13 protein-coding genes are annotated in these 13953 nt (G+C 65.5%); 9 read left to right on the top strand and 4 right to left on the bottom strand.

What is annotated here, in order from left to right; translation table 11 throughout:
- Positions 1-7: 7 nt before the first annotated feature.
- From X757_RS138225 to X757_RS138235, 3 genes are read left to right on the top strand one after another with little or no spacing between them, the layout of a single operon-like run.
- On the top strand, positions 8-1507 hold the full coding sequence (locus X757_RS138225; protein ID WP_198024433.1) for a sugar ABC transporter ATP-binding protein: 1500 nt from the start codon (positions 8-10) through the stop codon (positions 1505-1507).
- On the top strand, positions 1504-2469 hold the full coding sequence (locus X757_RS138230; RefSeq protein ID WP_023727731.1) for an ABC transporter permease: 966 nt from the start codon (positions 1504-1506) through the stop codon (positions 2467-2469). Before X757_RS138225 ends, X757_RS138230 begins: the two co-directional genes overlap by 4 nt.
- A complete protein-coding gene (locus tag X757_RS138235) occupies positions 2466-3437 on the top strand; it encodes an ABC transporter permease (protein WP_023748645.1) in 972 nt (323 codons plus the stop codon). The genes X757_RS138230 and X757_RS138235 overlap by 4 nt, the downstream gene beginning before the upstream one ends.
- Here X757_RS138235 and X757_RS138240 read toward each other — a convergent pair.
- Entirely contained in the window at positions 3411-4352 is a 942-nt protein-coding gene (locus X757_RS138240; protein ID WP_023701281.1) for an amidohydrolase, read from the bottom strand. The two genes, X757_RS138235 and X757_RS138240, sit on opposite strands and share 27 nt — an antisense overlap.
- Before the next feature lie 71 nt (positions 4353-4423).
- Here X757_RS138240 and X757_RS138245 point away from each other — a divergent pair, with 71 nt between their 5' ends.
- From X757_RS138245 to X757_RS138260, 4 genes are read left to right on the top strand one after another with little or no spacing between them, the layout of a single operon-like run.
- Entirely contained in the window at positions 4424-5749 is a 1326-nt protein-coding gene (locus X757_RS138245) for an alanine racemase (RefSeq protein ID WP_031251639.1), read from the top strand.
- A 38-nt stretch (positions 5750-5787) separates the two neighbouring features.
- Complete coding sequence (locus X757_RS138250) at positions 5788-6132, top strand: RidA family protein (protein WP_023670576.1); 345 nt, start codon at positions 5788-5790, stop codon at positions 6130-6132.
- Positions 6133-6134: 2 nt separating this feature from the next.
- A complete protein-coding gene (locus X757_RS138255) occupies positions 6135-7145 on the top strand; it encodes a succinylglutamate desuccinylase/aspartoacylase family protein (protein ID WP_023727729.1) in 1011 nt (336 codons plus the stop codon).
- Between the two features lie 21 nt (positions 7146-7166).
- Positions 7167-8348: a hypothetical protein gene (locus X757_RS138260; protein ID WP_031251638.1), complete on the top strand. Its 1182-nt coding sequence runs from the start codon at positions 7167-7169 to the stop codon at positions 8346-8348.
- Between the two features lie 74 nt (positions 8349-8422).
- Here the strand turns inward: X757_RS138260 and X757_RS138265 are convergent, their stop codons facing one another.
- The 3 genes from X757_RS138265 to X757_RS138275 are packed head-to-tail and all read right to left on the bottom strand — an operon-like array spanning position 8423 to position 11587.
- On the bottom strand, positions 8423-9274 hold the full coding sequence (locus X757_RS138265) for a TIGR01459 family HAD-type hydrolase (protein ID WP_023727727.1): 852 nt from the start codon (positions 9272-9274) through the stop codon (positions 8423-8425).
- Positions 9271-10560 carry an FGGY-family carbohydrate kinase gene (locus tag X757_RS138270; RefSeq protein ID WP_031193245.1) on the bottom strand — a complete coding sequence of 430 codons (1290 nt, stop codon included), beginning with the start codon at positions 10558-10560 and terminating at the stop codon, positions 9271-9273. Before X757_RS138270 ends, X757_RS138265 begins: the two co-directional genes overlap by 4 nt.
- Positions 10544-11587: a class II aldolase/adducin family protein gene (locus tag X757_RS138275; RefSeq protein WP_023727725.1), complete on the bottom strand. Its 1044-nt coding sequence runs from the start codon at positions 11585-11587 to the stop codon at positions 10544-10546. The genes X757_RS138270 and X757_RS138275 overlap by 17 nt, the downstream gene beginning before the upstream one ends.
- A 193-nt stretch (positions 11588-11780) precedes the next feature.
- Here X757_RS138275 and X757_RS138280 point away from each other — a divergent pair, with 193 nt between their 5' ends.
- Positions 11781-12563 carry a DeoR/GlpR family DNA-binding transcription regulator gene (locus tag X757_RS138280; RefSeq protein WP_023701285.1) on the top strand — a complete coding sequence of 261 codons (783 nt, stop codon included), beginning with the start codon at positions 11781-11783 and terminating at the stop codon, positions 12561-12563.
- Positions 12560-13939 carry an FGGY-family carbohydrate kinase gene (locus X757_RS138285; protein ID WP_023704481.1) on the top strand — a complete coding sequence of 460 codons (1380 nt, stop codon included), beginning with the start codon at positions 12560-12562 and terminating at the stop codon, positions 13937-13939. Before X757_RS138280 ends, X757_RS138285 begins: the two co-directional genes overlap by 4 nt.
- Positions 13940-13953: the final 14 nt, after the last annotated feature.

Below are 13953 nucleotides of genomic sequence, written 5' to 3'. Positions count from 1 at the left end.
GACAACCATGGCTCCGCTGCTCGCGGCGCGGGGTGTGTCGAAGTCCTTCTTCGGCAACCCCGTCCTGCGCGACGTTTCAATCGCTCTCCAGCCGGGCCGCGTGCATGCGCTGCTCGGCGAGAACGGCGCCGGAAAGTCGACCTTGATCAACCTTTTGTCCGGCGCCTTGAGACCGGATGGCGGGACGATCGAGGTCGATGGACGCGCGGTCTCACGCATGACGCCGGCTGTTGCGCGGCAGGCCGGCATCGCCGTCGTCCAGCAGGAACTCAGCCTGACGGCCAGTCTTTCCATCGCCGAAAATATTGGTCTCGGCGCCTATCCCAAACGGTTCGGCCTGATTGACTACCGCGAACTCGCTGCGCGGGCGAGGACCGCATGCGAACTTGTCGGGCTGCACGAGCCGCTGTCGACGCCGGTCGGGCATCTGTCGCTCGGCCGCCGCCAAATGGTGGAGATCGCCAAGGCGCTCTACCGCCGGCCGCGCGTGCTCATTCTCGACGAACCGACATCGTCGCTATCGGCAACCGAAACCAAAATTCTCACCGATCTGCTGCAGCGGTTGCGCGGCGAAGGCATCGCCATTCTCTACATCTCGCACCGACTGAACGAAGTCATGGCGCTGTGCCAGCACGTCACCGTTCTGAAGGACGGCACCTGCACGGCCGACCGCACCCTGGAAGGCACCGACGCCGCCGGGTTGGTTCGGCTGATGGTCGGCCGCGATCCCGGTGATCTTTTTCCGCAATGGCAGCCTTCCAGTTTGCCTGCCGACGCTATCTCTGTCCGAAATCTTTCGGCCGGCCTGATGCGCGACGTCGATCTGGATATCAAAACGGGCGAAGTGCTTGGCATTGGCGGCCTGGTCGGGCAAGGGCAGGAAGATCTGCTGCTCGGTCTCTACGGCGCCATTCCGGCACGGACGGCGTCGGCGACCGTCAACGGCGCCTCCGGCCTGCCCGGCGGCGTGCCGAAAGCCAACGCGCTGGGGCTGGCCTATGTGCCCGCGGATCGCAAGCGCGAGGGCCTGCACCTGATCCATCCCATCATCACCAACATGATGCTGCCCGCCTTTGCCAGGCTGCCGGCGCTGAAGCTGCGCAGCCGCCGCGCAGAGGGCGAGACGGCCAAAAGCCTTGCCGCCCAACTCGGCATCAAGGGTCACCTCGGCCGGGCGGCGCAGGCTCTATCGGGCGGCAACCAGCAGAAGGTGGCGCTGGCGAAATGGATGCCGCACGACCCGCTGGTGCTTCTGCTCAACGATCCGACGCGCGGCGTCGACGTCGAAACAAAACGTGAGATCTACATGATGCTTCGCAATTTCGCCGCCGCCGGCAAGGCGGTCGTGCTGCTCAGTTCCGACACGCCCGAACTCGTGCACCTTTGCGACCGTGTAGCCATCGTCCGCGAAGGCCGCATCGTCGCCATGCTGGCGCGTAGGGCGCTGAGCGAGGAAGCCATCGTCTCCGCCGCGATGGGCGCCGAACAGCGGAAGGTTGCGGCATGAACGGATCTTCCTCCGCCCGGCTGACCGATGCGCTCTACTGGCCGGTGCAGCTGCGTCGCAATGTCGGCGTGCGCAGCCTGTTTGTCGTCGTCCTGGTGTTTCTCATCGCCTATGGCGTCCTCTTTCCGGGTCTGTTCACGGCGTCCGGCTTCGCCAAATTCACGCAGAGCTGGTTTCCATTGGCTCTGGTCGCGATGGCGCAGGCGATCCTGATGCTCACCGGCGGCATCAGCCTAGCCATCGGCGCGACGGTCAGCTTGGGCGCGGTCATCGCCGCGACGACGATGGCCGGGCCGCTGGGCGTCGCCGGGGGCACTGCCGCAGTGGCGCTGACGGGCCTCGGCATCGGGGCGGCGACCGGCTTCATCGTGGTACGGCTTCGCCTGCCGGCGATCGTGGTGACGCTTGCCGGGTCGTTCATCATCGGCGGCGCCGCACTGCTGATCCTGCCGCGGCCCGGCGGCGCAATCCCGGCGTGGCTGTCCGACCTGCTTGCCGGCAACACACCGGCGGCATTCGTGCTGCTGGTGGTCATCATTCTCCTGTGGAAGCTCTATCTCGCCACGCCGCTTGGCTTGAGCCTCTATGCCGCCGGCGAGAATCCGGTCGGCGCCTATCGCTCCGGCGTGCCGGTCGACGGCGCGCGCATTGCGGCCTATGCGATCAGCGGTCTGCTCTCCACTGGCGCCGGCTTGTTCGTCGCCGCACAGACCGGTTCGGGCGACCCGGTCATCGGCGCCGCCTTTACCCTGAACTCGATTGCCGCTGCGGTGCTCGGCGGCATCGGCTTCCTCGGCGGCCAGGGCACGATGCGCGGCGCGCTTGCCGGCAGCCTGCTGCTCAGCCTGATGATCAGCGTCATGTTCTTCCTCGGCTTCACGCCGGTCGCACAATATGTGGCCCAGGGCCTGATCATCATCGGCGCGGTCGCCATCCCGCAATTCCGCAAGGCACAGCAATGACAGCATGGAATGACAGCGCGGGCGGCAAACGCGCCCTGACGGTCCTGCGCAGCCGGCCGTTTCTCACCGTTGCCATCGTTGCCGCGGTCTGGATCGTGGCGAGCTTCGTTTCGCGCGGCTTCGGCGCTTATGGCCATCTGCGCTATCTGGTGGAGCTCGGCGCCGTCATCGGCCTGGTTGCCGCGGGCCAGACTTTTGTGGTGATCGCCGGCGGCATCGACCTTTCCGTCGCGGCCATCGTCACGGTCAGCGCCGTCAGCCTGCCGCTGCTGTCGTGGCAGGTGGATCCGACCGGCATCACCGCCATTCTTGCCGTTCTGGTGCTGACCACGGCAATCGGCCTGGTCAACGGGCTCGGCGTCGCTTTGCTGCGCGTCCACCCGATGATCATGACATTGGCCATGGCGACATTCTTGCAGGGTCTGTTGATCATCATCGCCGGCGGCAGCGCCGTGACCGCCGAGAACCCGCTGGTCCACTGGCTCGGCAATGGCCGGCCGGCCGGCATTCCCGCTGGCGTATTGTTGTGGGTGGTCGTCTCGGTGATCGTGCTGACCACGATGCATGCGACATCGCTCGGCGCCCGGATTTTCGCCATGGGCGCCAACCCACTTGCCGCGGCATTGTCCGGTGTTCCGGTCACGTCCACGACGCTTGCGGTCTACGGCATCAGCGGCTTCTGCTCGGGACTTGCCGGCGTGCTCGTGTTGGGCATGAACGGACAGGGCTATGTCGGCATCGGCGATCCCTATCTGCTCGCCTCGATTGCCGCTGTGGTCCTCGGAGGCACCTCGATCCTCGGCGGGCTTGGCACCTATGCCGGCACCATCCCCGGCGCCATCCTGCTGGTCACCATCACCGCGCTGATCACCGTCGTCAACGCATCGCCCGGCTGGCGCAGCATCCTGTTCGGCTCGCTGATCCTCGGCCTGCTGCTGCTCTCAGGCCGGGAGCAGGCGCGCCGATGACACATCGTCGAGCCGATAGATGCGCCTTGCGTTGCCGAAGAACAGCGCCGTCTGCTCGTCGGCGGAAAAGTCCGCTGTGATGGTTTTGAAGCCGTCATATATGTCATCGAACGAGGCATGCAGGCCGGCGACCGGAAAGTCGCTGCCGAACATGGCGCGACCGGTGCCGAAACAATCGATGCAATGCAGGACGACGGGCTTCAGGCTGTCGAGCGTCCAGTCATGATCGTAGGCGACCAGATCCGATATTTTGATGGCGACGTTGTCGCATTGCGACAGAAGCCGCAGCCCGTCGCGCCATCTCTGCATGCCGTCGGCGTCGCGGTCGATCGGACTGCCGCAATGGTTGAGCACGAATTGCTGATCGGGGAAGGCAGCCGCAAGGCGAGCCGCGCCGGCGAGCTGGCGCGGAAACACCATCAGGTCGAAGGCCAGCCGATGCTGGCCAAGCAAGGCAAGCCCGGCGCGCCAGGCCGGATCGTCCATGATGCCGTCACGGGCCGCAAAACGGCGGGCAGGGTCGGGATCCCAGCTCAATATGTCGCGCACGCCGGCGACACGCTCGAACGCGGCTTGCGCTTCGATCAGCGCAGGCGCCTGGCGATCGGCGAGCGGCACGTGAACGACATAGCGGGCGGCGACGCCGCGCGATTTGTCGAGTGCTTCAAGCCAGCGCGTTTCTCCGATGCAGTCGCCACTCGCCCAGCCGGCTTCGACATGGAGGGTGGCGACGACATTATGCCCTATGGCATCGCGCGCATAATCCCCGGGCAGATAGTTCCGCCGCAAGGGGCCAAGCTCGCCCAGGCCGCCGCGCTCGCCGGCCGTGGCGCCGAGCCAGGGATGCCGTCCCAGGCTGAGATCCCAAAGATGATGATGGGCGTCGATGATCGGTCCGGCGTAAGGTTCTGGCACGTATCTCACTCAGGCTGTGACCGGCGATCGATTCTGGCTTCGTTCTGCGACGGTGAAAGGGTTAGCATCGGATGACTGAAAACTCACCGGTTCCAGCCCTTTCGGTGCACGAAAATTTTCAGCTCGACGACCGCATCCGCGGCGTGCCTCCCGGCACAACCGGGCTTGACAGCAGCCTTGTCGCGGCCGAGCACTGGCATCCCGCCGATGGACGCATGGCGCTTCCGGTGCTGACCCTCGACGAGGCGGCCTTCTCCGCCAATCGCGACCTGTTCCTGCGCTATGCGCGCGAACACAATGTTGAGATCGCTCCGCATGCCAAGACGCCGATGGCGCCCGACCTTGCCCGGTCGCTGGTCGAGGCCGGCGCATGGGGCACGACGGTCGCCGACATCAGGCAAGCGACAGTGATGCTGAAGGCCGGCTTGACACGGCTGATCATCGCCAATGAGGTTGGCGGAGCCGGCGGCGCCAACCGGCTGGCCGTGCTTGCTGGTGCCTGGCCGGATGCCGAGCTCTATGTCTTTGCCGACTCGGTCGACGCCGTGAACGCGCTTTCCGAGGCTTGGCGCGCCAATGCGGCACTGCCGCCTTTGCATGTGCTGGTCGAACTTGGTGCGGGCAGGGCGGGCGCCCGCACCACCGCGCAAGCCGAGGCCATCGCCGATGCGATCACGGCTGCCGGCGGGCGGCTGCTGATCGCCGGCGTTACGACCTATGAAGGGGCGGCGGCGCAACCCGAGCCCGGTCGCACCGATGAGGTGATATCCGGCCTGCTGGCAATGACCGCCGACATGTTCCTGCGGCTGCGTGCCCGCGTCGGCGGCGACGCACCGATGATCGTCACAGCCGGCGGCTCCGCCTTCTTCGACAGAGTGGTTGAAGCACTTTCGCCGGTGGTTTTCAGCGACGGCAACGCAACGCTGGTGCTGCGCAGTGGCGCCATCTTCTTCCACGACCACGGCACCTATGACCGTTCGCTCGGCGCCCTCGATGCCCGCAAGGGTTTTGCCATAGGCGGCATCAGCGCTTCGGCGCGGCATTCCTTTCGCCCTGCGCTACGCCTGTGGGCCGAAGTGCTGTCGCGGCCTGAGCCCGGCCTCGTCATCTGCGGCATGGGGATGCGCGACGTGTCGTTCGACCAGGGATTTCCAACGCTGCTCACGGTCTTCCGCGCCGGGAAGCCGTCGCCGATGCCCATCGCGCGCGCCGAGGTGGTCAAGCTCAACGACCAGCATGCCTTCCTGTCGATTGCGCCGAGCGACGACATCGCCGTCGGCGACGTCATCGAATTCGGCATCTCGCACCCCTGCACCTGCCTCGACCGTTATCGTGTGATCTTCGGGGTCGACGCGACCGGCCACGTCCGCCACGCTTTCCCCACCTGGTTCGGCTGACCAGATCCCCGAAAAAGAGAACCTCGAAAGGATCCGATATGATCAAGTATTTTCAGTCCGGCTCGCGCATGTCGCAGGCAGTCGTCTATGGCGGCCTCGTTCACATAGCCGGCCAGGTGGCCAACGATCGCAAGGCCGGCATCGAAGGCCAGACCAGCGACGTGCTTGCCAAAGTCGAGGCGCTGCTGGTCGAGGCCGGCAGCAGCAAGTCGAAGTTGGTGGCGGTCAACATCTTCCTGCCGCAGATCGGTGATTTCGAGGCCATGAACAGCATCTACGATGCCTGGATCGATCCTGCCCGCCTGCCGGCGCGGGCCTGCGTCGAGGCGCGGCTTGCCGACCCTGATCTGCGCATCGAAATCACCGCGGTCGCGGCGGTCTGACCATGCACACCGGCCTCGCCCACACGCTCGATTTCGACCGCGACGGCAAGACGCTCAGCCATCTAAGCATTCCGTTCTCGATCGATCGCTCGCCCTACTTTCAGGTCAAGGTGCCGATCTGCCTCATCCGCAATGGCGACGGCCCGTCACTGCTTTTGATGGCCGGCAATCACGGCGACGAATACGAGGGCGAGCTGTCGCTGGCAAAACTGGCGCGCCGGCTCGATCCGAAGCGGATCAAGGGCCGCATCACCATCATGCCGATGGCCAACGCCCCTGCGGTGATGGCCTCCAAGCGCTGCTCGCCACTCGACGGCGGCAATCTCAACCGGGCCTTTCCCGGCGACCCCTCGGGAACGCCGACAAGCCGGCTCGCCAATTTCCTTGAGACGGAGCTGTTCCCCCGTCACGACGTCGTCTTCGATATCCATTCGGGCGGCACGTCGATGGAGCATCTGCCGACCGCGCTGGTCGAACGCAACGCCGATCCCGAGCGCCACCGGCGCGGCGTCGAGCTGATGCGCACGCTCGGCATGCCCTACGGCTTTATCGCTGACAACGGCCAGGCCTCGCCAACCTCGATGGGCGCAGCGCGCCGCGCCGGCGCCGTCGGCGTCAGCGGTGAGTTCGGCGGCGGTGGCACCGCAACGGTCGATTCGATGGCGATCACGGCCCGCGCACTCGACCGTCTGATGATAGCAATGGGTGTGGTCGGCGCGCCGGTTCTTGGCGCTGGCGAAAAGCCTTCGGCGCCGACAAGGCTGCTGTCCCTGTCCAGGCACAGCCAGGGCCTCTATGCCACCCGCCGCGGCTGGTTCGAGCCCGCCGCCAGGCTCGGCGACAGTGTCACTTCAGGACAATTGGCCGGCTGGTACCACGATCTCGAGCGGCTCGATCTTGCCGAGGAGGCCCTACATTTCGCCGAAAGCGGCTTGGTGCTGTCGCGCCGGCTGCACACGATGTGTGAGGCGGGCGACTGCCTAATGCAAGTCGCAGAGCCGGTCGACGGCTGAGCCAAAGGCAGAGGATATTCCATGCAGCAACTGTCCATGTGGACCTATCCCTGGGACATCCAGGATCTCGGCCTGGAGACGGTCGAACGTGATCTTGTCGGGCGCGCCGGGCTCAACATGATCAGCCTGGCGACATCCTATCATGCCGGGCGCTTCCTGCAGCCGCGCAGTCCGCGCCGCAAGGCCTATTTCCCTGAGGACGGCACCATCTATTTCAAGCCGACCGCTGCGCGCTGGGGAAGTCTAGCCATCCAACCCAAGGTGGCTGACGTGATCACCGAGGGCGGCGACGTGCTCGGTCAGCTCATCCGCCGTCGCGACGCGGGCGGGCTAGGCGTTTCGTGCTGGACGGTCTGCCTGCACAACACCCGCCTGGGCATGCTGCATCCGCAGGCCGTCACCCGCAACGCCTTCGGCGATGCCAACTACTACAATCTCTGCCCGTCCCATCCCGATGCGCGCGCCTATGTCCGCGCGCTGATCGCCGACATCTCGCACAGCTATCGGCCGGACCGGATAGAACTTGAAAGCCCGTCCTTCATGGGCTTTGCCCATGAATACCATCACGAGAAGGACGGTGTCGGGCTGACGCCGGAAGACGATTTTCTTTTGTCTCTGTGCTTCTGTCCGTCCTGCGTCGCCCGTGCGGCAAAAGCCGGCATCGATGCCGAGGCGGCGCGCAAGCTCACCAGGCAGTGGATCGTCGAGACCTGCGAGCGTGCGGTGCCTGAGCGGCGCTTTCCCGATTTCCCCGCCTGCGGCCTCGACGCCTTTGCGCCGTGGCCGGAGTTCCATGCCTATCTCTTGTGGCGATTCGAGCCAGTGACCAGCCTGGTCGCCGAACTGCGCGAGGTAGCCGATCCCACGACGCGGGTCGTCATTATCGATCTGAAAGACGGCTGGCTTGGCGGTTGCGATCTGGCAGCGCTGGGCAAGGTCTGCGACGGGGCGATCCTGTGCGCCTACGACATGCAGGCCGGCGATGTCGCCAGCCTGATGGCGGCCGGCCGTGCGGCACTGGGCGCGGACAAATTCCTCGGCGCCGGCTACCGGCTGTTCTATCCGGAAATGGCCCGCCCCGACATCCTCGCGGCCAAGGTGAAGCCGGCGCTGGCGCCCGGTGTGGACGGCGTCAATTTCTACAATTACGGCCTCATTCCAGCCGCGCGGCTCGACTGGATCCGCGCTGTTCGGCAGTCTTGAGCCAGCCGGCCAATGCTCGTGGCCACGAGGCGTTGAGGCCGGATTCGGGCGCGAGCGCTGCCGGGTTAATCAAATCAGCGAAACCTGAAGCCATCCATGGTGTAATCCGGGTAGGCGTCCATCGTGTCGAACAGGTCGAACAGGTCAGGTGTGTCCGCCAATATTCCTGACAGAACCAGCACCGTGGCCACGCCGGCAGCAAGTCCGCCGGCGATGTCGTGTTCGACGCTGTCGCCGACGCAGACCACAGTGCTGCGGTCTGGATTGCCTGCCACCGCTAGCGCAGCGCCGAATATAGTGGGGTAAGGCTTGCCGATACGCGTGACGCTACCACCGAGGTCCTCGTAGAGATCCGCCAGCCGGCCGGCGCCGAAGCGCGGCCCCACTGCCGTCAGCATGATCTTGTCAGGGTTGGTGCAGAAGCATGGCACCTGCCGCACCGCAGCCGGCGCAAGAAGCCGGCGATAGTGCTCAAGATCGTAGCGGTCGCCCTCGCTGGCCGAAATCAGCACCAGCCCGGCATCGTCACCGTCCTTAGTCAATGCGAACGGCAGACCTTCGATCGCCGAGCGGTCATCGTCGCGGCTTATCAACAGGCATTTCGTGTTTGGAAGTAGCCTTCCGGATATCCCCATGTCGTGGAAGAACTCCCACGCGACCTCGCCGGAAGAAACAAAATGGTCCCAGCTTCCCGGTTCGAAGCCGAGCTTTAGCAGCCGGCTCTCGTTGGGCCCCGCCCGCTTGCCGGAGTTCGAGATCAGCACAATGGTCTTGCCGGCGCGCTTCAGCGTCGATAGTGCTTCCACCGCCCCTGGATAGGGGCTGGCGCCGTCATGCAGCACGCCGAACTGATCGAGCAGGAAAACATCATAGCGCTCGGCCAGGTGACTGATTCCGTTGAGGTGTTCGACTGTTTTCGCGCTCATAGAAGCCCCGCCAGGCTTGCGCCCATCAGCGCCAGCCGCGCCGTGCCGGCGGCGGCTTCGTGCGAAAGCGCCGGCAGGAAATCAACACCAAGTCTGCGCTGCCGGATCGCCGTCCAGGCGGCATTCGCCGCACCGCCGCCGACGCTTCTGACCGACGTCAGCCGCGGCGCGCCGAGCTCTGCGAGCCTGTCATAGCCGAGCGCCTCGATCGCGGCGATACCCTCCAACATGGCTTTCAGATAGTCGGCGTCCTCCACCGGTCGCGGCACAAGACGCGGCGGCAGTGCTGGATCGGCGATCGGAAAGCGTTCGCCTGCAGTGGCAAGAGGATAGTAGTCGAGGCCGGTCTCGGTCATCGGGTCGATCGCCATGCTCAGCTCGACGATGCGCGCCAGAGGGAAATGCTGTGTCAGCACCTTGCCGCCGGAGTTCGATGCGCCGCCCGCCAGCCAGACATCTCCAAGCCGATGGCTGTAGATGCCGAAGCGTGGCGCCGAGATAGGCCGGTCGGACAGGATCTTGACGGTCAACGACGACCCCAGCGCGGTGACGCCGTCGCCTATTGCCGCGGCACCTGTCGCCAGGAACGAGGCGCAGCCATCGGTCGTTCCGGCGACGACGGCGATTTCGCGCGGTAAGCCGAACATATCCGCGGCATCCGCGGTGAGCTTGCCGACGACATCGCCCGGCCTGGCGATACCGGGCAGCAACTCCATGCGCATTTCGGTGGCCGCAATCCAGTCCGGCCAGCAGCGGGCCGTGATGTCGTAACCGGTTTTCAAGGCATTGTTCTCGTCGCTGACATCGAAGCGACCGGAGAATTGTCCCGCGATCCAGTCCGCCTGATGCAGCACCGCGGCAACACCGGGCGTGCGCTGGAACCAGAGCGCCTTGGCGAGACCGGACGTCGCCCCAAGTGCGGCACTGGTCGCTGGGGCTTCGCGAGCGATCGCGACCAGAATGGCGTTGTCGGCGACCGTATCGTTGTACATCAGCGGCTCGGCCAGCGGCCGCCCGGCGCCGTCGACCGGCAGCAACGTACCTGAAGTGCCGTCAACAGCGATCGACCGGACCGCTGTTCGGTCGATGCCCGAAAGCAGTTCCGCCAGCGCTGCGCCGACCGCTGACCACCACACTGCAGGGTCGCGGGCATTCCGGCCAAACAACTCGAGCGAAACGGCGGAACGCGCGGCAATGGAAAAATCCGGACGCATGGCGACCGCGCGCGCGCCGGACGTGCCGATGTCGATGCCTATGGCAAGCGGCGTGTCAGCGGCTGGCGGCATTGAGTTTCTGGCGATACTTCTCGGCGTCCCAGTTGACCAGTTCATCGTTCTCGGCGGCGGTGAGGTAGTTCAGCCGCGCTGCAATGTCGATGCGTGCCGTCACGTCGGCAAGGCAGCGTTGCATGGCGTCGGCGCCCGCACTGGCATCGCCGCGCATCAGCACGCCCAGCCCGGGAAACAGGATCGCCACGGGCTTTGTACCGCACCGCTCGATGACGCGCGGCACATCCTCACCGGGCTTTGCCACCACCGACCCCCGACCCAGAAAGATGACGTGATCGGGGTAGAGGCTGCCCCCGGACGCCATGCGGCGGCTTTCGGGATCGATGGCGACCGCGTGCGCCTCGATTTCCGCCGGCAGCCTGTAACCGGTTTTCCCGGCCAGCGCCGCCAATCCCGCAACATCCGGTTCCGCCACTTGGCGCGCCGGCCGCGCCAGAAGCAGCGTGACGCGGCGCAGCAGCACTTCGGCCTCGGCGACGGTATCGGCCGCGACGACCAGTCCGTGATTGGCAAGGATCAGCACGTCGACCCCAGCCCGAAGCCGCTCGGCAATACCCTGGGCAAGCGGCAGGCCTGGCCGGAAATAAGGAACATACGCCCATTTGAGACCATCAAGGCGTCTGGCGGCTTCCACCTCGCAATCGGCCTGTACCGCCAGCGAAATGGTCTCGACGCAATGGACATGCAGGACGACGCGCTGCGGCATCAAAGCGTGAACGGTGGTTTCAATCGAAGGGCGCAGGCGCCGGGCGTTGAGCGTCTCGATGGCGAAGATCTGCGGCTGGTCGGCGGCGCTGTCGCGCTGTTCGACAGCCCTGAGCAGCGGCGCCATCGCCACCGGGACCATGATGTCTTCGGAGAGCGCATCCTTCAGCCATGTGCCGGAAGCCTTGATCCACAGCGTGTCGCCGGCTTTCAGCGAGGTGTTGCCGCCGGCGGCCTGGGTCAGGTTTGGATTGCGCCCGATGCTGGCCGAAAGCGCCCGCAAGGCAGCCATTTCCTGCGCATCCGCATAGGTCGCCATGGCGCATTTCCTCTATCAGCTCCGCCAGCATCGCAGCTTCGGATACCCGTCGTGGGATGTTGATGTGTATCGCAGATGCGAGCGACTTACGTCAATAGTGATCTAATGTCATCAAAGGTTCTTGCAATCGGAAAGATGTTGAGTAAGTTGCGTCAAATGCCGTGGCAAAAACGGCTCCTGGGAGGAAAAACGATTGAGCGACTCCGGCCGCCAGCGTCAGATCGTCGAGTTGCTGCGGGATCGTCCCTTCGCGTCGGTGCGCGAACTGCAGGAGCAGCTCGGCGTGTCGGCGGCGACGGTGCGGCGCGACATCGACAAGATCGACGAGGCCGGTGAAGCACGGAAGGTCTATGGCGGCATCTCGGCGCTCGACGGCGCTTCACAGGCGGGTGTTGCCTATGCCAGACCCTATGACGAGAACCGCGACCTCGCGGTCGAGGCCAAGCGGCAGATCGCCGCTCTCGCGGCCACGATGGTGCGCGACGGCGATGCGGTCATCGTGCATGGCGGTTCGACCTGCTTCCACCTCGGGGTCAAGCTGGCTGAGCGCAGCATCCGTCTCTATACCAATTCGATGCCGCTCGCAGCCTATCTGAGCGACCACGGCCATTGCAGCCTGACCGTTGCCGGCGGCGATCTGCATCGTGAGCCGGGCATCATCCATTCACCGACCCAGGCGGAGCCGTTCTACGCATCGAAGTTCTTTCTCGGCGCCCAAGGCCTTGGCCAGGAGGGCGTGCTGGAATCGCACCCGCTGCTGGTCCGCTCCATCGCCGATCTCAGCCTGTGTGCCGACCAGATCGTGGTGCTGGCCGACAGCCGCAAACTGTCGATCCACGCCCGTAACATCGCGCTGCCCTTGTCGCGCATCGGCACGCTGGTGACCGATGACGGCCTGTCCGACGTTGACGCGCGCATGCTGGAAGACGCGGGCGTCATGGTGCGCATCGCTTCGGCTTCGGGAGCCATCCAGTGAAGATGGCCGTCCTCGATTTCGGCAAGACCAATTCGAAGCTGTTCGTCTTCGCTCAGGACGGGCGCATCGTCGACGAGCGCCGGACCCGGCCGAACTGGATGCGCAAAGATGGCTTCAGCGTGCTTGATGAGGCAGCACTTCACAATTGGGCGGTTCGCGCCGTAAGCGAGGCCACCGACGTCCATGGCGTGGAGGGCGTGATGGTGTCGGGCCATGGCTGCACCTTTGCCCTGGTCGACGAGGCGGCGCTGACGCATCCGATACTCGACTACGAGCAAGAGCCGCCGGCTGATATTGCCGCGCAAATAGATCGCCTCGTTCCGGATTTCACCGAGACCTTCTCGCCGCGATTGCCGCTCGGCTTCAACTACGGTCGCCACATGCTGTGGCTACAGGCGGTGCAACCCGGTGCATTCACTGCCGCGAAATCGATCCTCGGCTATCCACAATACTGGAGCTGGCGGTTTGGCGGCCGGGCGGTCTCGGAAGTGTCCTATCTCGGCTGCCACTCGCATTTATGGGCGCCGCGCAAGCGCGACTTCAGTTCGCTGGTCGATATTGAGGGCTGGCGCGACCGGATGCCCGCTTTCGAGCGGGCGGGCTCGGTTGTCGGCGAGCAACGCCTCGGCGACACGAAGCGGCGGATCGCCATCCACAATGGTGTCCATGACAGCAATGCCGCGCTCCATGCCTATCGCCGGCAGGAGCTTGGCCCGGTCACCGTCGTCTCGACCGGCACCTGGGTCGTCGTGCTTAATCCGGATTGCCTGCTCGACGCGCTCGATGGCCAGCGCGACATGCTGGTCAATGTCGATATCGACGGCGGCCCTGTGCCGACCATCCGCTTCATGGGCGGGCGCGAATTCGCCACGATCAGCGACGGCTGGCAAGGCGCGATCGCGCCGGCGGCAGTGCAGCGGGTGATCAACGCCGGCAGCATGGCGCTGCCGAGCTTCGCGCCGGGCGGACCAATGCCCGGCCGCGCCGGCAAATTGGTCGGCCGCATGCCAAGCGCCGAGGAACGCGCAGCCGTGGCGCTGCTCTACGTCGCGCTGATGGTCGACCTCTGCCTCGACCAGATCCATTCGGACAACACCGTGATCGTCGATGGCGGACTGAACGCTGGCGGCCTGCTCGCCGGGCTAGTGGCGCAACTGCGTCCCAGCCAGGCCTTCCTGCAAGGGGCCACACTGGAGGGCAGCGCCACCGGGGCGGCGGCGCTGGCCTTCGAGACCGTCGGCCGCGAATTTGCCGCGGAAGTGCCGGAGCCCGTGCGTGCCGCAAGCTTCACCGGACTTGCCCGATATCGCGACACATGGCGTGGCCTCATCGGCGAGCAGGGCATCCCCCGCGCGGCAGCGGGAGGCGCACGGTGATCGTCGCTGCTCAG

Origin of the sequence: Mesorhizobium sp. LSHC412B00, from assembly GCF_000503035.1 — a bacterium.
Classification (GTDB): domain Bacteria; phylum Pseudomonadota; class Alphaproteobacteria; order Rhizobiales; family Rhizobiaceae; genus Mesorhizobium.
This window is presented reverse-complemented; position numbering and strand designations above follow the sequence as displayed.

Bases quoted from the DNA above. Each gene is read 5' to 3' on its own strand.
- X757_RS138250 (WP_023670576.1), top strand. From the start codon at position 5,788: ATGATCAAGTATTTTCAGTCCGGCTCGCGCATGTCGCAGGCAGTCGTC.
- X757_RS138225 (WP_198024433.1), top strand. From the start codon at position 8: ATGGCTCCGCTGCTCGCGGCGCGGGGTGTGTCGAAGTCCTTCTTCGGC.
- X757_RS138245 (WP_031251639.1), top strand. From the start codon at position 4,424: ATGACTGAAAACTCACCGGTTCCAGCCCTTTCGGTGCACGAAAATTTT.
- X757_RS138275 (WP_023727725.1), bottom strand. From the start codon at position 11,587: ATGGCGACCTATGCGGATGCGCAGGAAATGGCTGCCTTGCGGGCGCTT.
- X757_RS138270 (WP_031193245.1), bottom strand. From the start codon at position 10,560: ATGCCGCCAGCCGCTGACACGCCGCTTGCCATAGGCATCGACATCGGC.
- X757_RS138235 (WP_023748645.1), top strand. From the start codon at position 2,466: ATGACAGCATGGAATGACAGCGCGGGCGGCAAACGCGCCCTGACGGTC.
- X757_RS138255 (WP_023727729.1), top strand. From the start codon at position 6,135: ATGCACACCGGCCTCGCCCACACGCTCGATTTCGACCGCGACGGCAAG.
- X757_RS138230 (WP_023727731.1), top strand. From the start codon at position 1,504: ATGAACGGATCTTCCTCCGCCCGGCTGACCGATGCGCTCTACTGGCCG.
- X757_RS138260 (WP_031251638.1), top strand. From the start codon at position 7,167: ATGCAGCAACTGTCCATGTGGACCTATCCCTGGGACATCCAGGATCTC.
- X757_RS138265 (WP_023727727.1), bottom strand. From the start codon at position 9,274: ATGAGCGCGAAAACAGTCGAACACCTCAACGGAATCAGTCACCTGGCC.